General features: G+C 64.7%; 20 protein-coding genes. 9 read left to right on the top strand and 11 right to left on the bottom strand.

All coding sequences use genetic code 11. The annotated features are described in order from the left end of the window. Positions 1–3: 3 nt before the first annotated feature. Positions 4–867: a dTDP-4-dehydrorhamnose reductase gene (gene rfbD / locus D8W71_RS13885; protein ID WP_121114166.1), complete on the bottom strand. Its 864-nt coding sequence runs from the start codon at positions 865–867 to the stop codon at positions 4–6. A gap of 296 nt (positions 868–1163) precedes the next feature. Here rfbD and D8W71_RS13880 point away from each other — a divergent pair, with 296 nt between their 5' ends. Next, positions 1164–2597: an LCP family protein gene (locus D8W71_RS13880; RefSeq protein ID WP_121114165.1), complete on the top strand. Its 1434-nt coding sequence runs from the start codon at positions 1164–1166 to the stop codon at positions 2595–2597. A gap of 31 nt (positions 2598–2628) precedes the next feature. Further along, complete coding sequence (locus D8W71_RS13875; RefSeq protein WP_121119153.1) at positions 2629–3336, top strand: TIGR03089 family protein; 708 nt, start codon at positions 2629–2631, stop codon at positions 3334–3336. Here the strand turns inward: D8W71_RS13875 and D8W71_RS13870 are convergent. Genes D8W71_RS13870 through D8W71_RS13860 form a run of 3 tightly spaced genes read right to left on the bottom strand, consistent with a single transcriptional unit; the run spans position 3333 to position 5502 of the window. Next, positions 3333–3647, bottom strand: coding sequence for a hypothetical protein (locus D8W71_RS13870; RefSeq protein WP_121114164.1), 315 nt, complete (start codon positions 3645–3647; stop codon positions 3333–3335). The genes D8W71_RS13875 and D8W71_RS13870 overlap by 4 nt on opposite strands. A 50-nt stretch (positions 3648–3697) precedes the next feature. Next, positions 3698–4216 carry a 5-(carboxyamino)imidazole ribonucleotide mutase gene (gene purE / locus D8W71_RS13865; protein WP_201265058.1) on the bottom strand — a complete coding sequence of 173 codons (519 nt, stop codon included), beginning with the start codon at positions 4214–4216 and terminating at the stop codon, positions 3698–3700. Further along, positions 4213–5502, bottom strand: a complete 1290-nt coding sequence (locus tag D8W71_RS13860; RefSeq protein WP_201265057.1) for a 5-(carboxyamino)imidazole ribonucleotide synthase — start codon at positions 5500–5502, stop codon at positions 4213–4215. The genes purE and D8W71_RS13860 overlap by 4 nt, the downstream gene beginning before the upstream one ends. A gap of 107 nt (positions 5503–5609) precedes the next feature. Here D8W71_RS13860 and D8W71_RS13855 point away from each other — a divergent pair, with 107 nt between their 5' ends. Beyond that, entirely contained in the window at positions 5610–6173 is a 564-nt protein-coding gene (locus D8W71_RS13855; RefSeq protein WP_121114162.1) for a GtrA family protein, read from the top strand. Here the strand turns inward: D8W71_RS13855 and D8W71_RS13850 are convergent. The 4 genes from D8W71_RS13850 to D8W71_RS13835 all read right to left on the bottom strand — a co-directional run bounded on the left by D8W71_RS13850 (position 6170) and on the right by D8W71_RS13835 (position 9781). Continuing rightward, the gene (locus D8W71_RS13850; RefSeq protein ID WP_121114161.1) at positions 6170–7492 is read right to left on the bottom strand and encodes a sensor histidine kinase; all 1323 of its coding nucleotides are present in this window, start codon (positions 7490–7492) and stop codon (positions 6170–6172) included. The genes D8W71_RS13855 and D8W71_RS13850 overlap by 4 nt on opposite strands. Before the next feature lie 13 nt (positions 7493–7505). Further along, the gene (locus D8W71_RS13845) at positions 7506–8186 is read right to left on the bottom strand and encodes a response regulator transcription factor (protein WP_121114160.1); all 681 of its coding nucleotides are present in this window, start codon (positions 8184–8186) and stop codon (positions 7506–7508) included. A gap of 40 nt (positions 8187–8226) precedes the next feature. Next, positions 8227–8814, bottom strand: a complete 588-nt coding sequence (locus tag D8W71_RS13840) for a PH domain-containing protein (protein WP_121114159.1) — start codon at positions 8812–8814, stop codon at positions 8227–8229. A gap of 136 nt (positions 8815–8950) precedes the next feature. Continuing rightward, positions 8951–9781, bottom strand: coding sequence for a biotin--[acetyl-CoA-carboxylase] ligase (locus tag D8W71_RS13835; RefSeq protein ID WP_121119149.1), 831 nt, complete (start codon positions 9779–9781; stop codon positions 8951–8953). A gap of 137 nt (positions 9782–9918) precedes the next feature. On the opposite strand from D8W71_RS13835, the gene D8W71_RS13830 reads away from it, so the two are divergent. Genes D8W71_RS13830 through D8W71_RS13820 form a run of 3 tightly spaced genes read left to right on the top strand, consistent with a single transcriptional unit; the run spans position 9919 to position 12493 of the window. Beyond that, on the top strand, positions 9919–11559 hold the full coding sequence (locus D8W71_RS13830) for an acyl-CoA carboxylase subunit beta (RefSeq protein WP_121114158.1): 1641 nt from the start codon (positions 9919–9921) through the stop codon (positions 11557–11559). Beyond that, positions 11556–11858, top strand: a complete 303-nt coding sequence (locus tag D8W71_RS13825; RefSeq protein WP_121114157.1) for an acyl-CoA carboxylase subunit epsilon — start codon at positions 11556–11558, stop codon at positions 11856–11858. Before D8W71_RS13830 ends, D8W71_RS13825 begins: the two co-directional genes overlap by 4 nt. 14 nt (positions 11859–11872) lie before the next feature. Next, positions 11873–12493: a Maf family protein gene (locus D8W71_RS13820; protein ID WP_121114156.1), complete on the top strand. Its 621-nt coding sequence runs from the start codon at positions 11873–11875 to the stop codon at positions 12491–12493. On the opposite strand, the gene D8W71_RS13815 is transcribed toward D8W71_RS13820, so the two are convergent. After that, positions 12479–12925, bottom strand: a complete 447-nt coding sequence (locus D8W71_RS13815) for a flavodoxin domain-containing protein (RefSeq protein ID WP_121114155.1) — start codon at positions 12923–12925, stop codon at positions 12479–12481. The two genes, D8W71_RS13820 and D8W71_RS13815, sit on opposite strands and share 15 nt — an antisense overlap. Positions 12926–12990: 65 nt before the next feature. Then, positions 12991–14322: a hypothetical protein gene (locus D8W71_RS13810; RefSeq protein WP_121119147.1), complete on the bottom strand. Its 1332-nt coding sequence runs from the start codon at positions 14320–14322 to the stop codon at positions 12991–12993. A 172-nt stretch (positions 14323–14494) separates the two neighbouring features. Between D8W71_RS13810 and D8W71_RS13805 the strand changes: the two genes are divergently transcribed. Beyond that, positions 14495–15781, top strand: a complete 1287-nt coding sequence (locus D8W71_RS13805) for a glycosyltransferase (protein ID WP_121114154.1) — start codon at positions 14495–14497, stop codon at positions 15779–15781. On the opposite strand, the gene D8W71_RS13800 is transcribed toward D8W71_RS13805, so the two are convergent. Beyond that, positions 15766–17112, bottom strand: coding sequence for a hypothetical protein (locus D8W71_RS13800; protein ID WP_236077427.1), 1347 nt, complete (start codon positions 17110–17112; stop codon positions 15766–15768). The genes D8W71_RS13805 and D8W71_RS13800 overlap by 16 nt on opposite strands. 410 nt (positions 17113–17522) lie before the next feature. Between D8W71_RS13800 and D8W71_RS13795 the strand changes: the two genes are divergently transcribed. Both D8W71_RS13795 and D8W71_RS13790 read left to right on the top strand, forming a co-directional pair. Beyond that, entirely contained in the window at positions 17523–19046 is a 1524-nt protein-coding gene (locus D8W71_RS13795; protein WP_236077426.1) for a condensation domain-containing protein, read from the top strand. Between the two features lie 15 nt (positions 19047–19061). Continuing rightward, positions 19062–20492 carry a condensation domain-containing protein gene (locus D8W71_RS13790; RefSeq protein ID WP_121114152.1) on the top strand — a complete coding sequence of 477 codons (1431 nt, stop codon included), beginning with the start codon at positions 19062–19064 and terminating at the stop codon, positions 20490–20492.

Genomic DNA, 20492 nt, shown 5'->3' with positions numbered 1-20492 from the left:
ACACTATCGGTCGTGCGCCGGTGCAACCCGCAGCGCGTCGTCGAGCGCATCGCGCCAGTCGCGAAGAGGGGCCAGGCCGGCGCCGATCCAGGCATCGGCCGAGAGAACCGAGTACGCAGGCCGCTGCGCCGGTCTCACGTATTCGGTGCTGGAGCACGGCTGCACCCGGTCAGGGTCGGCCCCGACGGCTGCGAACACTGCACGGGCAAGCTCGAACCAGCTGGCTGTGCCCGTGTTGGTCAGGTGCAGTACCGGCGCCTCGATGTGCGACCCTGCCAACTCCAGGAGCCCGCCCGCCAGGTCCCACGAGTAGGTCGGCGAACCGATCTGATCGTCGACGACGCTGACCGTGTCCCGTTCGCGTTCCAGCCGCCTCATCGTCGAGACGAAGTCCGAGCCGGATCCGGTGTACACCCATGCAGTACGGACCACGTTCGCTGTAGGCAGCGCACGGAGAACGGCGAGTTCACCGGCCAGCTTTGTCCGCCCGTACGCACTCTGCGGAGCAGTGGGGGCGTCGACCGGGTACGGAGCCTCGGCAGTTCCGTCGAAGACGTAATCGGTCGACACGTGCACAAGCCGCGCGCCCACTCGTGCACACGCCTCGGCGAGAATGCGTGGCCCCTCGGCGTTGACGGCCCAGGCCTGATCCTCGTCCGATTCCGCAGCGTCGACGGCCGTGTAGGCAGCGCAGTTCACAACGACCGCGCCCGGTTCCACAGCGTCGGCGACGGCCGAGGCGTCGGTGATGTCCAGCTCTCGGCTGGTGACACCGACCGTCCGGCCCTGCACTCCCGGCTCGTCCGAGCGCCTGAGTATCTGCTTGCCGAGTTGCCCCCCGGCTCCTGTTACAAGGATGTTCGCCACAGTCGCAAAGTGTGGCACGCCGACCGCGCTTGAGCGAGGCAGTGAGATTTCACAAGTAGCCTTCGAAGAGCAGAGGACGAGACACACGACGAAACGAACAGGAATCATCCAAGGTGCCACGAGAGTCGGACGGATCACGGGGCGAGCCTCGCCCCGGTCGCGGCGAGGCTCGCCGACGCCCCGCACGCGAGGGCGTCGACCGACCGGACCCGGCGGAACGCCCGCGACGGACCAGGGCAGCCGCAGACCGGGCTCCTCGAGCCTCCGGTGGAGTATCGCTTCGGACACCGCAGGTCATGATCGCCGCGCTCGCCGTCGTCGTTCTCGTCGTGACAGGAGTGGCGTGGCGCAGTGTGGACAGCTTGCGGTCGAACATCGCAACCGCCGGGGCGCTCGGACTCGGTGGCGGCGTCGACGGCGCCGTGGATATTCTCATGGTCGGCACCGACAGCCGTACCGATGCGCACGGCAATTCCCTCTCACAAGCCGAACTCGACTCGCTACGGGCGGGTGAGGAGGTCGCGTCGAACACCGACACCATCGTCCTCATTCGCGTACCGAACGACGGGTCGTCGGCCACCGCGATCTCGATTCCTCGCGACTCCTACGTCGAGGTTCCTGGCATCGGGATGTCGAAGATCAACGCGGCGTACGGCGCTACCAAGGAAAACAAGCGTCTCGAACTGGTCGAGCAGGGTGTCGGTGACGCCGACGCCGAAGATCGGTCCACCGAGGCAGGCCGTGAAGCCCTCATCGAATCGGTGGCGAACCTCACCGGAATCACCGTCGATCATTACGCCGAGGTCGGTCTGCTCGGCTTCGTTCTACTCACCGACGCCGTCGGCGGCGTGGCAGTGTGCCTCAACGCACCGGTCGACGAGCCGATGTCGGGAGCGAATTTCCCTGCAGGAGAACAGACTCTCTCGGGAGCAGATGCACTGAGCTTCGTTCGCCAGCGACACGACCTTCCCCGCGGCGATTTGGATCGCATCGTGCGTCAGCAAGTGTTCATGGCCTCGCTCGTGCGCAGCGTGCTCAGCGCGAAGACGTTGAGCAACCCGAGCAAGTTGAGCCAGCTCAGTGGAGCGGTCCAGCGGTCCGTCGTTCTCGACTCCGACTGGGACATATTGCAGTTCGCCACCCGCCTGCAAGATCTGGCAGGCGGAAAGGTGAAGTTCGAAACCATTCCTGTGGTGGACATCAACGGAGTGACCGACTACGGCGAGTCCGTCGTCGAGGTCGACCCGGCTGCAGTGAAGAGATACGTCGAAGGGCTTCTCGACGGTTCGTCGGAGGACACTGGCTCTCCCCAGCCCACCGACGCACCCGATATCGACCCGTCCTCCGTGACCGTCGACGTCGCCAACGACAGCGGAATCGACGGTCTCGCAAACGGAGTCGCCAGTTCGCTCGGCGCACTCGGTTACACCGGCGGTACGGTCGGCAACTACGAAGGAACGTCGGTGTCGGGCACGACGGTTCAAGCATCCGATCCCGACAGCGATGCAGCGAAGGCGGTTGCGGCAGCCGTCGGCGGTGCCGCGGTGACGGTGGACGACTCTCTCGCGAGCGATACGGTGCGCGTCGTACTCGCTGCCGACTATGCGGGCCCAGGAGTCGACGGAACCGCCACCACCACCACGGCCGAACCCGAACTCGCTGCAGCGGGCGGCGAATCTCCCGCGCCACCGATCGATGCCGGTTCGACCGGTCCTGCCTGCGTCAACTGAGATATTCGACTCTGTGGGTAAGGTCGATGCCGTGGCTTCGACTCTGACTCAGGAACTGCTCGATCCGATTCTCGCGACCGATCCGGCAGGTCCTCGCGTGACCTATTACGACGACGGCACCGGAGAACGCGTCGAGGTGTCCACCGTGACGCTGGCCAACTGGGCAGCCAAAACGGCGAACCTGCTTCGAGACGAATTCGGCCTCGAGCCCGGCGCGCGTGTCAGCGTCCTGCTTCCCGCTCACTGGCAGACCGCAGCGGTGCTGCTCGGCGCCTGGTGGGCGGGCGCGGACGTAGTACTCGGTGCCGACGACGACGCCGAAGTGGCCTTGGCGCACGGTAGCCGAATCGACGAGGCAGGAGACGTACCAGAGGTTCTGGCGCTTTCACTCGACGCGTTCGGCAAGGCCGTCCCGAATCTTCCCGTCGGTGTGACGGATTACGCGACATCGGTTCGTGTTCACGGAGACCAGTTCCGGCCCTCAGGACCAGGCGGCGCACTCGCAGGGCGCTCGGTCGACGAAGTTCTGGCCGCGGCGCGCGCGCGGGCAGAAGCTCATTCACTGGCCGTCGGCGATCGGGTGCTGTCCTCGTTGCCGTGGAGCACCGCCGACGAACTGATCGACGGACTGTTGTCCGTTCTCGTTGCCGGTGGATCTCTCGTCCAGGTCAACAATCCCGACGCGAGCAAGACCGAACACCGCTCTGCCACCGAGAAAGTGACCAAAACTCTTGGCTAGGTCCGGTATCCACCGTCGGCCAGGCCGGCCTCGATCTCGTATCGGTTCCTGATACCAGGATGTCGCACTTCTTCGACCAGATAGCGCGCGGCGAAAAGAATGCCGAAGCGCGCCCACTGGTCGGCGTGGACCGCTTCGTGGCGAAGTACGGCGCGTGAGACGTTCCTTCTCGTGAGGTAGACGCCGCCGATCGTCGTGCCACCACGCCCGAATCCGGCGCGCATGCCGGAGGCCACGATGAGCGAGAACTCCTCGTCGAAGTGCAGGTCGGCGCGCCACGCCCGGGCGTACGCGATCGCCGCGTAGGTCACGAGCGTGGCCTGAAACCTCCCGCGGGACGCGCTCCGAACCCGTGGGTGCACTACCCCAGCAACTTCGCCCTGAGCGCAGCGTCCTTCTCCAGGACCATCGTCTCCAGACCTGCCTGGAATGCGACCATCCGCTCACGCAGGGATACGTCCGACGCACCGAGGATCCGAACGGCCAGCAGACCCGCGTTCCGCGCGCCGCCGATGGACACCGTCGCCACCGGCACGCCGGCCGGCATCTGAACGATCGACAGCAACGAGTCCATCCCGTCGAGGTACTTCAGCGGAACAGGAACGCCGATGACCGGCAACGGCGTCGCCGACGCCACCATGCCGGGAAGGTGTGCTGCTCCCCCTGCGCCCGCGATGACGACCTTCAGACCGCGATCGGCCGCACTGTTCGCGTAGTCGATCATGCGTTGCGGAGTTCGATGGGCGGAGATGACACCGACCTCGAAGCGAACACCGAACTCGGCCAACGCCTCTGCGGCCGCTTCCATGGTGGGCCAATCGGAGTCGCTGCCCATGATCAGTCCGACCTGTGGTCCCTGGCCTACAGCTGCTTCGGTCATGCGTGCGGATCCCATCCGTCGGTCCATTCCGCGTGCGACATCCAGTGCGCCGCGCGCTCGGCTTTCTCTCTGACCGCTGCAACGTAAGCGGCGTCTCCGCTGTTGCCCGCGCCGCCGACTACGTTCACGTGGCCGATCTTGCGGTCCTTGCGTTCGCCCTTGCCGTACAGATGAACCTTGGCGTCGGGCATACGTGCAAAAAGGTGGTGCAGTCGTTCGTCCATCGTCATGGCAGGTGCTTCGGGCGCTCCGAGGATGTTGGCCATCACCGTGACCGGGGCGAGCGGCGTCGTGTCACCGAGTGGATAGTCGAGAACCGCGCGCAGGTGCTGCTCGAACTGAGACGTTCGGCACCCGTCCATGCTCCAGTGCCCCGAATTGTGCGGACGCATCGCGAGTTCGTTGACGAGGATTCGCCCATCGGTAGTCTCGAACAGTTCAACAGCCATGGATCCGACGACACCGAGTTCGGCTGCCAGTCCGAGCGCCATCCGCTCGGCGTCGATGGCTGTGTCCTCGTCGAGACCTGGAGCAGGTGCGATCACCACGGCGCATTGGCCGTCCCGCTGGACGGTCTCGACGACGGGCCATGCCGCGCCCTGCCCGAAGGGCGAACGGCCGACCATGGCCGACAGCTCTCGTCGAAGGTCCACTTTTTCTTCGACCATCAACGGCACTCCGAGATCCAGCTGGTGCTGGACGACCTCTTCGGCCTCCTCGGCATCGGTGGGCATCCAGACGCCGCGACCGTCGTATCCCCCGCGGATGGACTTCACCACAACCGGCCAACCGTGCTCGTCACCGAACTTGGTCACGTCACCTGCCCACGTCACCTCGGCAAAAGACGGGATCGGAATACCGAGCTCGGCAAGTTTGCGTCGCATTTTCAGCTTGTCCTGCGCGAAGATCAGCGCGCTGGGAGGTGGCTGGACGTTGACGCCCTCGGCGACGAGGACCTCGAGGTGTTCGGTCGGTACGTGCTCGTGATCGAAGGTGACGGCATTGGAGCCTGTCGCCACCATGCGCAGTGCGTTCAGATCGTCGTGATGACCGAACACAACGTCGGCGCTGACCTGCGCCGCAGGCTCGTCTGCGCCTGCAGAGAGCACGCGGAGCGTTTGACCGAGCGCGATGGCAGCCTGATGCGTCATGCGGGCGAGTTGACCGCCTCCGATCATGGCGACAACGGGCATTCCGCTCGTCGACGTGCGAGGGGTGTTCGGTCGCGGTGGGTTGGCTGCACCTGCGGGGGAATGTGGACCAGTCACGGCTTCATATCGTGTCATGCGAGCGCCGCTCGACTTCTCTCAGGACCCGGCCGGTCCTGAGAGAAGACTGATGATTCGCGCGTCGGTTCGTGAAATGGCACCAACGTTTCGTAGACTTCTCCGTTGTGCCCTCGATCGACAACGTGATTCATCGCCTTCCCGGCCCGATTCGGGAGCTGGCGATCCGTCACAGCGAACTGATCAAATTCGCGATTGTCGGTGGTACGACGATGGTGTTCGACCTCGCCATCTTCTATTCGCTCAGCCTTACTGTGCTCGAGCAGAAGCCCGTCGTCGCCAAGATCATCTCCGGAGTGATGGCGACCATCTTGAGCTACATCCTGAATCGGGAGTGGGCGTTCAAGAATCGAGGGGGTCGCGAGCGACATCACGAGGCGCTGCTGTTCTTCACCATCAGCGGCATCGGCGTCATCCTGGCCGCAGCCCCGTTGTTCATCGCAAACAATCTCTTCGACATCCGCGAGGGGCACAACAGCCTGACGATGCTCGTGATCGTCGACTTCGTCCTCAACTACATCATCGGCAATCTCATGCAGATGGCGTTCCGCTTCTGGGCGCTGCGTAAATTTGCATTTCCCGACGAGAACGCACGCGGAGCCGCAGCCGGCTCGACGGACTTCGATCCCAGCGAAGAGGAAGCCGCCGAAGAGCAGCTAGGCCACAGTTAGCGCGGCTCCCTCGCAGGCACAACCAGCGCACCAGCGTTCCTGGACGCGGGCAAGAACACGGAGAACATCGCAGGCCTGCGGCGCTGCAGTTCGAGTCGGCCGCCGTCTGCTTCCACGAGGGCGCGGGCGAGTGCAAGCCCGACTCCGGTCGACCCCGCACCGGAGAATCCGCGATCGAAAATGTGTGGTGCCAGCTCGTTGCTGACGCCGGCCCCCTCATCCGAGACTTCGACGCATGCCAGCGGGTCCCGCCTGCGCTCGGCCGTGGCGAGGGCAGGCACCAGACGCACCGCTACCGTGCAGGTCCCACCCCCGTGCGACAAAGCGTTGTCCACGAGCACGGAAACCGCCTCTCGAAGTCTCGAGCCCGTCACCGACGCCGTAACCGTGGCGTCGCCTTTCAGCTCGAGTCGCCGATCGACGTCTTCGAAGCTGCGCTGCCACTCGGCGATCAGCGCGGTGAGTTCCTCGATCACCGGAACTTCCTCGGCTCCTGCCGATCCGTCGCTTCTGGACGACCTGACGAGCTCGTCGATCGCGAGGGTCAGACGATCGACTTGCGCCATTGCCTCGTCGGCCTCGCCGACGACGTCCGGGTCGGGGTACGTGGACAACTCGTCCAGGCGGAGCCGGACGGCGGTAAGCCTGCTGCGGAGTTGATGCGAAACGTCGGCGACCAGAGAGTGCTCACGTTGGAGTCTTCCCGCTATCTCGACCGTTGCGGAGTCGAGCACCTCGGACACCCGGTCGAGTTCAGCGATGCCGTGACGACGTGGATCCGGCCGGAAGTCGCCCTCGGCCAACCTCGCAGCCCGTCGCGCCACGTCCTGGAGAGGGTCGGCGAGCCGTTTGGCCGTCAAGACGGCGACAGCGGTTCCCGCCAGAATCGACGCGAGTACGACAAGCCCTACGGCCCCGACGGCTTGTCGCTGCAGACTCCGCATATCGTCCGAGGGCACCTCGAGTCTGAGCGAACCCGACGTACCCATCGACAGGGACTCCGTCAGGGGCTGGGGCACGAACGGCTCACCGATATCGATGCGAGACGCGGCGTCCTCGGGAGTCGGAAAGACCACGACGAGCCTGCCTTCCCGGGGGATGGCCAGCCGGAGTGATCCGACGTCCAGATCCCCGATGACCATGCCGGTGTCGCCTTCTTGCGACAGAATTTCCGACGCCATGCGATCCAACCGGCTCTGTAGGTCGTCACGGGTGAAATCCTCGACCCACAACCATGCTGTGTACATCAGCGGGAGGCCGAGCAGAAGCGCGGTCAGGATCACCACGGCCAGAATGGACTGGAGAATGCGGCGGCGCATCGTTCTTTACGGCCTAGTCGCTGTTGATCCGGAATCCGACTCCGCGGACCGTCGCAATCCGTCGTTCGGCGACAGAACCCTCGTCGCCGATCTTTCGCCGCAACCAGGACATGTGCATGTCGAGCGTCTTGGATCCTCTGAGCTCGGCGTCACCCCACACCTCGCGAAGGATGGTCTCTCGTGAGACGACCTGACCTGCGTGGTCGAGCAGCACCTTGAGGAGCTCGTATTCCTTGTTCGCGAGCGAGATCTCGGTTCCGTGAACCAATACACGCCGGGCGGCCGGTTCGAGACGAATGGCACCGACCTCGATGGGACTGTCCTCGCCGGGTCCTCGTCGCCGAAGCAGTGCTCGCACTCGCGCCATCAACTCCGCCAACCGGAACGGCTTGCCGACGTAGTCGTCGGCACCGGCGTCGAGACCGACGACGAAGTCGACCTCGTCGGTTCTGGCGGTGAGCATCAGGACTGCGAGCTCGGAGCTGTTCGCCCGTACCTGCCTGCACACCTCGAGGCCGTCCATGCCCGGTAGCCCGAGATCGAGAATGAGGAGGTCGTAGTTGCCTTCGAGCGCGCGCTGCAATGCGGCCGGACCGGTCTGCTCGACCGTCACGGTGTATCCCTCCCGACCGAGCGCACGGGACAGGGGTGCAGCAATAGCTTCGTCATCTTCGGCAAGGAGCACATCGGTCACAGCGACGAGCCTACGGTTCGAACCTGTGCGTTGCCTGCGATTACCTGCGTCTTCCGGCGCGCCACCCGGGCTTCGATCCTTCGGTGTCGGACGCGTCGGCGCTGTCGAAAGGGTCCGCGCCAGGCCGGCGGAACTCCATGGAATCGAATACCTGCTGGTAGAGGAGGGAATGGACGCGCTGCACGCGCGGGATGTCGTCGAATTCGAGGGGATCGTCGGACGCCGACGCGATGATGAGGGTTCCGGTGCCGAGCATGCGGTCGAGAAGACCGTGTCGAAACTGCACGTTGCTGATTCGACCCATCGGAATGTCGATGCCGGAATGGGTGATGACGCCCTGCCGGATGAGGACACGACGGTCGGTCACGATGAAGTGCGTGCACTTCCAGCTGATCAACGGGGCGACACATCGCCAGCCGACGACAATCACCCACACGAGCGCGACCGCGATCATCAGCGCCGTGGCACTGGTCCCGTCCGCTTTGGCCGAGGCCAACCCGATGAGGAACCCCGAGACTGCGGTGAAAAGGATGAACGTCACCGCAGGCAGCAACAGCATCTTCCAATGCGGGTGGTGATGCAACAACAGCTCTTCCTCGTCCGCCAATGCATCCTGCGGATAGCCCATGCGGCTCACACCTCTCTTCGAGCGAGTCTCCGCGCCCAATTGTCTTCGCCGAATTCTCGTTTCCGTGACGAGATCCTGCCACGCTTTCGTCCTTCCGAGACCGGCGTCGAGGCCCGTGGTCGCGCGAACCGAGGAGTCAGTCGGTGTCGACAGCGCGCAGGTGCGTGACGTCGCCCGCTGCGACTGCGATCGTCTCGCCCGTGTCGTCGACGCGAACGACGATGCGCCCCTGGCCGTCGACGTCGGTCGCCTCTCCCAGAATCTGCTTGTTTCCCGGCAGTTCGACGCGAACTCGCCGACCGATCGTGTCGCAGCGTTCGCGGTACCGGTGGGCGAGATGCTCGGTGCTCCAGTTGACGTTCCGCCACGAGTCGATCTCGGCACCGATCCCCCGCAGGATCGCCCGGAGAAGGCTGTCGCGGTCCGACACCGCGGCGTTCTCGAGCACGAGCGACGTCGCAGTCGGGACCGGAAGTTCTTCTTCTCTCATCGACACGTTCAGGCCGATTCCGACCACGACGGCAGGCGACGAGCCGTGCTGCGCAACCTCGGCAAGGATCCCGGCGACCTTTCGGCCCCCGACGAGTACGTCGTTCGGCCATTTGAGCGACGCATCGACCGCTGCGACGGTGCGGAGTGCATCGACGACCGCGACGCCCGTCAGCAACGACAGCCATCCGAGAACAGCGGGATCGATCCCTGGAAATTTGACAAGAACCGACAGCAAGAGCTGTGACCTCGGTGGGCCCGAGAACGGTCGGGCGTGCCTGCCTCGTCCACTGTCCTGATGCTCGGCAACGAGCGCGGTGCGATCGGCCAGACCGTCGGCCTGCGCGATGAGGTCTGCGTTGGTGGAACCGGTCTGCTCGACAACATCGAGTCTGGACCAGGAGGCCTGCGGTCCGTCGACGAGAGCTCGTCGCAGCGCAGAGACGTCGAGCGGGGGTCGATCCAGGTTGGTCCACATGGTCACCGAGCATATGGGCTCGACTGTTCGAGGTCCGCGTCGATGCCGAAGAGTACTGGCCGGTAGTGCCGAGTACTTGTGGGCAAGGCGCACCTCGGTCGGGACAGCCGTCACACCCGTGGTTAAAGTGAGTGCCCATGACCAGTGTTCAGGATCCGACTGCGCAGGATACGGCCGACAAACCCGACATCCACACCACGGCGGGCAAGCTCGCCGACCTGCGCAGGCGCCGAGAAGCGGCTATGGCCCCCTCCGGGGAAGCCGCGATCGAGAAGGTGCACGCCAAGGGCAAGCTCACCGCTCGCGAACGCATCACCGCGCTGCTCGACGACGGCTCCTTCGTCGAAATGGACGCCCTCGCACGACACCGCTCCCAGAACTTCGGTCTCGGTGAGAATCGCCCCTTCGGCGACGGCGTCGTCACCGGCTACGGCACCATCGACGGGCGCGACGTCTGCATCTTCTCCCAGGACGCCACCGTCTTCGGCGGCTCTCTCGGCGAAATCTACGGCGAGAAGATCGTCAAGGTCATGGACCTGGCCATCAAGACCGGCCGCCCCCTGGTCGGTATCAACGAAGGTGCAGGCGCACGGATCCAGGAAGGCGTTGTCTCCCTCGGCCTCTACGGTGAGATCTTCCACCGCAACGTCCAGGCGTCCGGCGTCATCCCCCAGATCTCGCTCATCATGGGACCCGCCGCAGGTGGGCACGTCTACTCCCCCGCGCTGACCGACTTCGTCGTCATGGTCGACGGCACCTCGCAGATGTTCGTCACCGGACCCGACGTGATCAAGACCGTCACCGGCGAGAACGTCACCATGGAAGAACTCGGCGGCGCACACACCCACATGGAGAAGTCCGGCGTCGCGCACTACGTCGCCTCCGGCGAGCAGGACGCCCTCGACTACGTCCGCGACCTCCTGGGCTACCTGCCGAGCAACAACCGCGCAGAAGCACCACGAACCATCCCGACGGATCCGATCGACGGCGCCATCGAGGACAACCTCACCGCCGAGGACCTCGAACTCGACACCCTGATCCCGGATTCTCCGAACACCCCGTACGACATGCACGAGGTCATCCGCCGCATCCTCGACGACGACGAATTCCTCGAGGTCCAGGAAGGCCGCGCCCGCAACATCATCATCGGCTACGGGCGCGTCGACGGCCGCAGCGTCGGCATCGTCGCCAACCAGCCCACGCAGTTCGCCGGCACGTTGGACATCGACGCCTCCGAAAAGGCCGCACGCTTCGTGCGCACGTGCGATGCGTTCAACGTTCCGATCATCACCCTCGTCGACGTACCGGGATTCCTGCCAGGAACAGGCCAGGAATTCAACGGAATCATCCGCCGCGGAGCCAAGCTGCTCTATGCCTACGGCGAGGCCACGGTCGGCAAGATCACCATCATCACCCGCAAGGCCTACGGCGGCGCCTACGACGTCATGGGCTCCAAGCACATGGGCGCCGACGTCAACCTGGCCTGGCCGACCGCACAGATCGCCGTCATGGGCGCCTCCGGCGCTGTCGGGTTCGTGTACCGCAAGCAGCTCCTCGAAGCGGCGAAGAACGGTGAAGACGTCGACGCGTTGCGCTTGAAGTTGCAGCAGGAGTACGAGGACACCCTCGTCAACCCGTACGTCGCCGCCGAACGTGGCTACCTCGACGCAGTCATCCCCCCGAGCCATACCCGCGGACAGATCGTCTCCGCACTGCGTCTGCTCGAGCGCAAACAGGTGACCCTGCCTCCCAAGAAGCACGGAAACATTCCACTGTGAGCGCCGAAGCCATCGAAAGGGAGACCGACATCGCGGGTGCAGACGAGCTGATCGAGTCGGCGGATCTCACCGATTCGGCCGTTGCGGAGAGCGTTCGGGATTCGATCCGCGTCGTGAAGGGGAATCCTTCCGACGAAGACATCGCGGCGCTCGTCGCAGTCCTGACGGCCGCGGCGGCATCGGCGTCGGCGTCCGCCGCTGACACTCGTCCCCCCGAGCTGTGGGGCACGCCCGCGTCGATGCACCGTACGTATCTGCCGTACTCGCCGTCCTCGTTCGCGGCGTCGCAGCGCTACTGACGGCTTTCTCTGCAGTGACCACTTTTGTCCTCGCATCGGCCTCGCCCGCTCGGTTGGGTGTTCTACGAGCGGCGGGCGTCGAGCCGGTCGTCCGAGTCTCCGGTGTCGACGAGGACGCGCTGACCGCCGCGCTCGGGGATTCTCCCTCGCCAGACGATGTGGTCGTCAGCCTGGCGCGAGCCAAAGCCGCAGCGGTACAGAGCGAGTTCGACGACGCCGTGATCGTCGGCTGCGATTCGATGCTGTCGATCGACGGCACACTTCAGGGCAAGCCCCACACCGTCGACGTCGCCCGTCGACGATGGGCGACCATGGCAGGACGATCGGGAGAGCTGCTCACCGGCCACGCTGTCCTGCGAATCGTCGGCGGTGAGACCGTCGCTGTCGCCGCAGCATGCAGCGCGACCACCGTGCACTTCGCCGAGCCGTCGACCGAAGATCTGGAGTCCTACCTTGCGTCCGGGGAACCACTGGAGGTGGCAGGGGCCTTCACTCTGGACGGCCTCGGCGGATGGTTCGTCGATCGCATCGAAGGTGATCCGTCCAGCGTCATCGGTATCGGCCTGCCTCTCGTTCGCCGCTTGCTGAACGAGGTGGGCGTGTCGATGGTCGATGTGTGGTCAGCCGGCAAGTAGGCCGGTCAGCTCGCGGGCCCATTCCTCGGCCTGAGCCTTGGGCTTGATATTCGACGAACTGTCGTGCCGTGCGTGCTCGTGAACTTGCTCCGCACCCAACTCCACCAGTTTCTCGGCGATGATCTCGCCGCCACGGTTGAACGTGTCCTCGTAGATCTTGTCGCCGAGGCCGAACAATGCGAACTTGAGCCCCGTCAGATCGGGCGCATCTTCGACGAGTGCCTCGTAGAACGGTTCGGCGCCCGTAGGCAGCTCGCCATCGCCGTAGGTCGAGCAGATGATCACGTGGAAGTCGTCGGTGTCGATGTCCGAGACTTCGTACTCGAGCATGTCGCGAACTTCGGCGTCGTGGTCGGCGAGGACGTCCGCGATCTTGTCTGCAACCTCCTCGGCGGTACCGGTCTCCGAACCGAACAACACGACTACTGCCATGTTCGCTTTCCCTTCACGTGTAGTGCGCCGCTACTCGGCGGCTGAATCGGTGGATAAGCATAGCCTCACCAGAACGCCGGAGTCAGCTGCCACCTGTCGTACTCAGCGGCGACGAGTCCTCGCAAATGCTCCCTGCTGGGGAACAGATCGGGATCAAGGCCCGTGACGCACAGTGTTGCGGTCTCCCCCGAGGTATTCCACCACACGCTCACGCCGCCCTGTGTCCTCCGCAGAAGCTCCGCGGTCGTATTCTGCGTGATCGACCGCATTGCCACCGAACGCGCCGAGGCGCCGCCCACACTGCGCAGTGCGGCGCCTCGGGTGCCGAGGTTGGAACACAGGCACAGCGGCGCCGTCGCCGACCTCGCCGCCCACTTGGCGAGTGCGTCGGGCAACATCTGCATGAGTGGTTTGGCCAACTCGAAGTCGCTCGAGTGGGTGGCGTCCGCGAGGGTGGTGAAAGCAGTTTTGCTGCCGCGTCTGATCGGGCCGAGGTCCGTTCGATACCCAGCGCCCCCCTCGACCTGAATGGACACCCCGGACGTGGCGTTGGCTCGATGGTCACCGTCGACCCTGGTGCTGACGGGCAGCGAGACCTTGACGGGGTCGGATTCGTCGACTCGGCCGCTCGCGGTGAGGATCCCCAGGGCCAGGGCAACCAGGAGACTGTTGGGGCTTCCTCCGGCTGCCGAGGCCGCCGCTGTCCACTGTTCGGTCGAACAGTCGACCACGACGGTGCTGGGTGCGAACGATCCGGCACTCGATGGACCGGTCACCGCCGTCGCGGTCCGCCCCGCCGGGGGTTGCCCTATCGGCTGGCGGCTGAAGACGCTGCCGAGCGCGCGTCCCACCACCCGCGCGAGGCCCGAAGCGGCGGTCCTGATCTGCCCGAGCGAATCCGCCAGGTCGGATGGGGAGTCGTCGCCCCATGCCGAACGGAAGTCCGCCGGATCGTCGGGACCTGAGACCGCCGCAATCGCCGCTGACGTCAACGCACCTCCATCGCCCACGACGTGCGAGGCCACGAGCGACACCGCGGAGCCGCCGTCGAGAAGATCCACGTACGCGAGTTGCCACACCGCGCCGCCCACGGGCTCCAGAGGCACTGCCGCACGATGCTCCATCCAATCGGACAACGCATCCGGGCCGAGAACAACGTCGTGGATGTCCAGCGGCAGAGAAGTCGACGCCTTGATCCATCGATCACGTGCTCCGGGCACCGCGACCCGCTCGACGTTCCTGTTGATGGGTCCACCGGCGAGGTTGGTCCACATCGACTCGAGAACCGTCCGGGCGATGGGGGTGTCGAACCGCCATACGATCTGATTGACGACGGGGACGTCGAGGACGCACTCCATCCGGAGAAACAGGTCGTCGTCGTACGTCAATCTACTCACGACGAAAAGCGTATCCGACAGTTGTGCGGCGAGCACTCACCGAAAATGTGATGTACTCCAAAGAACCTTGTGTCCGTTCGTCTTACGCGGATCGAGCGAGGTTGGGGTAGGTTGCAGGCTTGTCATCGGTGCCGCCGAGATGTCCTCGAAGTATTCAGCAGGGAGCTGCGCAATGAGGTTCGTACTGCCGTTCACCGGCAGCCGGGGCGACGTTCAGCCGGGCCTGGCGCTGGCACTCGAACTGGCGACGCGGGGCCACCACATCGACTTCGGTGCACCACCCAACCTGGTGAGTTTCGCCACAGCGGTCACCGAAGGCGTCGACGCCATCTCGGTGACGCCGTTCGGGCCCGACACCAAAGCACTCCTCGAATCGGACCTGGTCCGAGTGCGCATCAAGTCACGGAATCCGCGCACGCGCCTTGCGGCCTTGGCGGAGCTCGCAGGCGTCGGCTGGGACGACATGGCCGAGCAGCTTTCATCGTTGGCGGGCGACGCCGACGCTGTCATCACGGGCACTCTGGGTCAGGAAATGGCCTTCAACATCGCAGAGGCACAGTCGATCCCGTTCCTTGCGCTCCACTACTGCCCGGTGCGAAGCAACGGATCCATGTCCGTGGTTCCCGGTCGCTCGCTTCCGACTGCAGTGAACAGGGCGACGTGGTGGCTCCTCGAGGCCATGCGATGGAACTCGATGAAGACGCGAGAGAACAAGCAGCGCACCGCTCTCGGGCTCGCCGAAGCGCGGTCCCCCTTGTCCAGGCGCATCGCCGACCATGGGGGCACCGAGATCCAGGCTTACGACAGCGCGTTCTTCCCCGGCCTCGCCGACGAATGGGGGTCCCCCAGGCCGTTCGTCGGATTTCTCGAACTTCCCTCCAGCGCAGGCTCTCTCGGATCCGCGCGCGCCGCTGATTCGGCGTTACGGGAGTGGATCGCCGAGGGTCCCCCGCCGCTGTACTTCGGCTTCGGCAGCATGCCCGTCCGCGACCCCGCGTCGTTGATTGACACCATCACGCGCACCTGTGAGGCCGGCAACCACCGCGCCGTCGTCAGTTCGGGATGGAGTGCGATCGACGAACGGGTCGACCGATCCGACGCAGTCGCGGTCGTCGGTCCCGTGGATCACGCATCGATTCTCCCGATGTGCCGCGCGGCGATTCACCACGGCGGCGCGGGAACAACCGCGGCGAGCATCCGAGCCGCCCTACCGACGATGATCTGCTGGTTCAGCGCCGACCAACCGTTCTGGGGCGCTGCCCTCACACGGACGGGCGCGGGCCACTCGATTCCATTCTCCCGGCTCGACAGCGACACCCTTACCCGTGGGCTCGACATCCTTCTCACTCCCGATTTCGCTGCACGTGCCAGTTGGCTTGCGAAATCGATGACCGCGCCCGCCGATGCGGTCCGCGCCGCAGCCGATCTCGCCGAAACCGCAGTTCACCAGAACCGGTAGTCGACGCCCCATCGATCCAGCACGTCGGCGACGACACCGCGCATCTCCTCGTCGGTGGCCATCCGATCCGGGTCCATTCCGTGCATCGAGATCGTGATGAAGTTCTCGGTCTCGCTCGCCCAAGCCGTCAAGCCTCCGCCGAGTGTTCGAGCGAACTCCGCGTCGGCCCCGCCGAATGTCGCTCGCGCCGCAACGCTTCTGGCGGTCACCCCACCGATCGTCGTGAATGCCTCGGGCAGGGTACCCAGGTTGGAGCACAGACCCTCCGCACCGTCAGCGGGAATCGGCATCCTCCTCACGAGCGCGTCGGGAAGCATCTGAATCAAAGGCAGCGGGATCAGATCGGTGGACACCCCGGTCGCCTGCCGAGCGGCGAACTCGGTGAATGCCGTCTTGCTGGCCTTCCTGATACGGGTGAGATCGCGGTCGCCCGGCTCGGAGACCGGGACACGAACCGGGATGATCTTGGTCGAGTTCGAGTCGAGGTCGTCGGCGGCGCGATTGTTGAAGGGGAGCGACCATCGGAGTTCGTCACCGGGCCGCGCGCGTCCGATCGATTCGGACACGGCCGTGAGCATCCCGATGAACAGCGAATTCGACGTGCCACCCCATTCCGACGCGACCGCGTTCCACCTGTCCAGCGGACACTCGACCACTACGTACGGCGGCGTCCACGAGCCGCCGCCCGGTGACACAGCACGCCTGTGTGGCCCGTCCGTTCGCGCAGGCAGTTCCGCGGACTTCGAACTCGTCCGCGAAAGGGTCCGGGCCGCCTTCTTCCCCAGCCAGGACAGGATCGGACGCACTTGACCCGCGGTGTCGGCGACGTCGTCGATCGCGGCATCGACCAGCGAGGGCCGCGATCCGAGATCGGCTGCACCGACGCGCCCAGCCTCTCCGTTCGCTCGTCGAACTGCGGCTATCATCGCGGCTCCGTCCGCAACCATGTGTGAACACACGAGGGAGACGATCGTCCCCCCGCCGACCACGGGGGCTGCAGAGAGCTGCCAGCCGGTGCCGCGCTCGGGATCGATCTCACCGCCCGCGTGCTGCTCCGCCCAGCGGCGGAGTCCGTCGACCTCTATCGGCGACACACCGAAAACGATCGGAAGAGCGTTGTCCGACGCAACCCAACGATGCCGAGCGGTCGGTAGAAGAGGTGGAACAACCTCCCTCGACAACAGTCCGCTCATCAGGTTCGCGTGCAGTTTTCGCAGCTCGGAGTCGGGAACCGTACTGTCGAACCACCACAGAAATTGATTGAAGACCGGCTTGCCGATTCCGTGATGCATTCGCAAGAACAAGTGATCCGCAAATCCAATTCGGGTCATCGCAAAAATGTACTACAACGACCGAAACAGAACAGAAGATTAATTCGCGGCTTCGACTCCCATGCAGATGTAAATGCGCAATTCGGAGCCGCCACCCGTACGGATTGGTCCGTTTCGTAATTGTGTGAGAAGCCATGAAGCTCGGGCGGATCTCCGGTGCCATTCGGCCACCGCGCCCATATCGAAAGGAGGCGGCGGACGGACACATACCCTCTCCAGAACTCTCGAATAGATTGCGTCATACTGCATTTCAACGCGCCACGGTTCGGTGACCGCAGATCGTTCGTCGTGCGAATCACCGATACGGGCAGTCGTCAACTCGAATCGAGGTGACGAACAACACTTTCCTGCGTAGCGAATTACCCGCGGATTCGCCTTACTGTAATTCTCGGACCTTCCGCTACGCGTAATTGCGCCCCAACGTAGCCAGTCTCCCGCTGGCCGAGCTCGGAATTGGATACTCGATGGAATACACCGAACTGGCCGACTACCCGTTACCTGCTGGAAGACTCACCGAGTGGGTTCCTGCCGCAGACAGTGATGCTTGGACCGAGGACCCACGCGGCGTCTCGTTCACTCACGAAGACCATTGCAGCCGGGGTAGCGACGGATCCTGGATCGGCACCGTGTTCGAGGTCCACCGGCGCTACGACGCGGAGGTCATGCGGCAGACCATCCTCAGCTATATCGCCCGTCACGAGGCGTTTCGAACTCGTGTCGAACGCGACCCCGCGGACGGCGTCTGGCACCGATTCACCGTGCCTTCGGACGCGGTCCGTGTGGCCGACCGCCGGGAACAGCGGATCCGAAGCGAATCGCAGGTCTTCGAACACCTCGAGTCGTGGTTCGCCGACGTGGTCTCACCGACCCTGTGGCCGCACTTCGTGCTGGCGACCGTAGTACCCGAACCCCACGTCGCGGCAAGCGCGCCACACCAGGACAAGTTCCTCGTCATCTTCGCCGCCGATCACTCGGTCATGGACGCCTACAGCCAGATCTACGCGATCAACGAGTTCGACCGGCTCTACGCGCATGCCCTCGACGGAACCGACCACAAGCTTCCAGACGTCGGCAGTTACGTCGACTTCTCGGCAGCCGAACGAACCCTGGGCGAGTCGCTGACCCTCGACCACGACGCCGTGCAGGCCTGGCGCAACTTCCTTGCCGAGGAGGGCGGCCGGTTCCCGGCGTTCCCTCTGCCACTGAACGCGGAGGATTCGTCGGCCGCCACCGACCTCGCGACCCGTCAGAGCAGCGTGTCGTCCTGGCTGCTGACCACCGACCAGGTCGACCGTTTCAACTCTGCATGCCGTGCAGCAGGGCAGAACATGCAATCCGGCATTCTCGCGGCTCTCGCACTCGTCAATGCCCGCTTGACCGGGAACGGGACATTCCGAACGATCATGCCGATGCACACCCGATACGCCGAGAAATGGGCCGCGAGCGTGGGCTGGTACGTCGGGATTCTCCCGATGGAAATTCGACTCGACCACGCCGAGGACTACACGGTCGAGAATTACACCGCCGAGCACTTCACCCACGCCATCGACCGCGCTGCAGAAGGTGCCGGGGCCTACAAAGGCCTCGCGGCCGTTCCGTACTCCCGGGTCGCCTCGCTCCTCTCCTCGACCGAGATCCCACGCTTCGTCGTCTCCTACATCGACCTTCGATTCATGCCCGACGGTGAAGAATGGCAGGACCGCAGGGGCCGCGCGCTCCGGAGCGAATGCCATGCCGAGAACGAGGTCTACTTCTGGGTGAACCGCACCCTGCAAGGCTTGAACATCTCGGCGCGCTTCCCCAGCTCGGACGTCTCGACCACCAATGTGCACCGCTTCATTGCCGAGTTCGTCTCCGTGATGACCGAGGTCATAGACGGATCGAGCGAATCGCTCGATTCCGTGGGCGCAGCCGTCGGAGCAGGTCGAGACTAGAGCCGGAGGTAGACGATGATCATCACCGCGCTCGGCAATTGGACGCCGCAGCCTGGCACGCTCGTGGAATGGCACCCTGTCGAGGCTGCACTCGATGCCGCACGGGACGCGCCTGTCCACCCTGCGCCGCCGTCTTTCCTGCAGGAAGATCATCTTCGAGCCGCGTCCGCCGCCGCACTTCGCGGAGACGAGCACCATGCGTACACGGGCGTCGCAACCGAGATCGACGGTTCGCTCGATCGAGGAGGACTGTCGCGCGCAGTTGCCGCGTACGTGTTGCGCCACGAAGGGCTTCGCTGCTGGTTTCAGATCTCCGGCGGTGAGGTCGTCCGCAGGCTCGCCTCACCCGACGTGGCGTCGTTCGAAGCACGGGACGTCGGGACCTTCGATACCGATGCCGAGTTCCAGAGCTACGTTCGCGCACGCTTCTCCGCCGAAGCAACGGCGTTCGAGTGGCCTGGGTTCGTCGTCGGCGCTGTCGAACGCGAGGGAAGTTTCACCCTGTACTACGCAGCCGACCACGCGTTCACCGACGGCGGTTCACAAGCACTGGTGATCAGCGAACTCGCCGACCTGTACGCCCTGGAGATCGGCGAGGATGCGCCGGTGCCCCCAGCTGCAGGCAGCCATCTGGAGTACGCAGTCGACGAGCGTTCGCGGGCAGCAAGATTCGGCTCTGATGCCCCCGAAATCGATGCGTGGAGAAAGATTTTTCGAGACAACGACGGGAAGATGCCACGGTTCCCACTCGATCTGGGTCTGGCGGACGGCGAACGCGATCCGGTTCGCATCGTCGAACGGCACCTCCTCGACGCCGAAGCCACTGCTGCCCTCGACGCTGCCTGCAAGGCTGCGGGCGCTCGAATCAGCAGCGGCGTCTTCGCAGCCGTTGGCATCACCGATTACGAGCTCGCCGGCTGTGCCGACTACTTCGGGATCACCGTCTTGAGCACGAGACATCTCGGCGACTACGCGCAATCACAGGGTTGGTTCGTCAACTTTGCACCGGTGGCGTTCGCGGTCGGCGACGCCGAGGATTTCCGAACCGTCGCGCAGAGGGCGCACTCCGGCTTCGAGCAGTCGAAGAAGATCGCAGCCGCCCCGGTGCATGCGGTTCTGGGTGCGCTGGCCGCGGACGGAACGCTCGGCAGCGAACTCGCCGTCAGTCCAAACATGTTGTCCTACATCGATTTTCGATGGTTTCCAGGTGTCGGACGGCCTGCCGACACGCGAGGCGAGCACTTCACCGGCGAGGGCCTCACTTCCAACGCTTCCATGTGGATCAATCGCGACGCCGATCACCTGTATCTCTGCGCGCAGGTCCCCGACAACGCCGTTGCCGCGGAGTCGGTCGAGCGTTACCACTCGCACCTGCAGACCGTGCTGGAAACCATTGCCCGCGATGGCAACTACGCACTCCGAGTGACCGAGTCGGTCGGAGGCTGA

It is taken from the genome of Rhodococcus sp. P1Y, from assembly GCF_003641205.1.
GTDB lineage: Bacteria > Actinomycetota > Actinomycetes > Mycobacteriales > Mycobacteriaceae > Rhodococcoides.
Note: the sequence above shows the minus strand (reverse complement) of the source record. Positions and strands in the feature narration are given on the sequence as shown.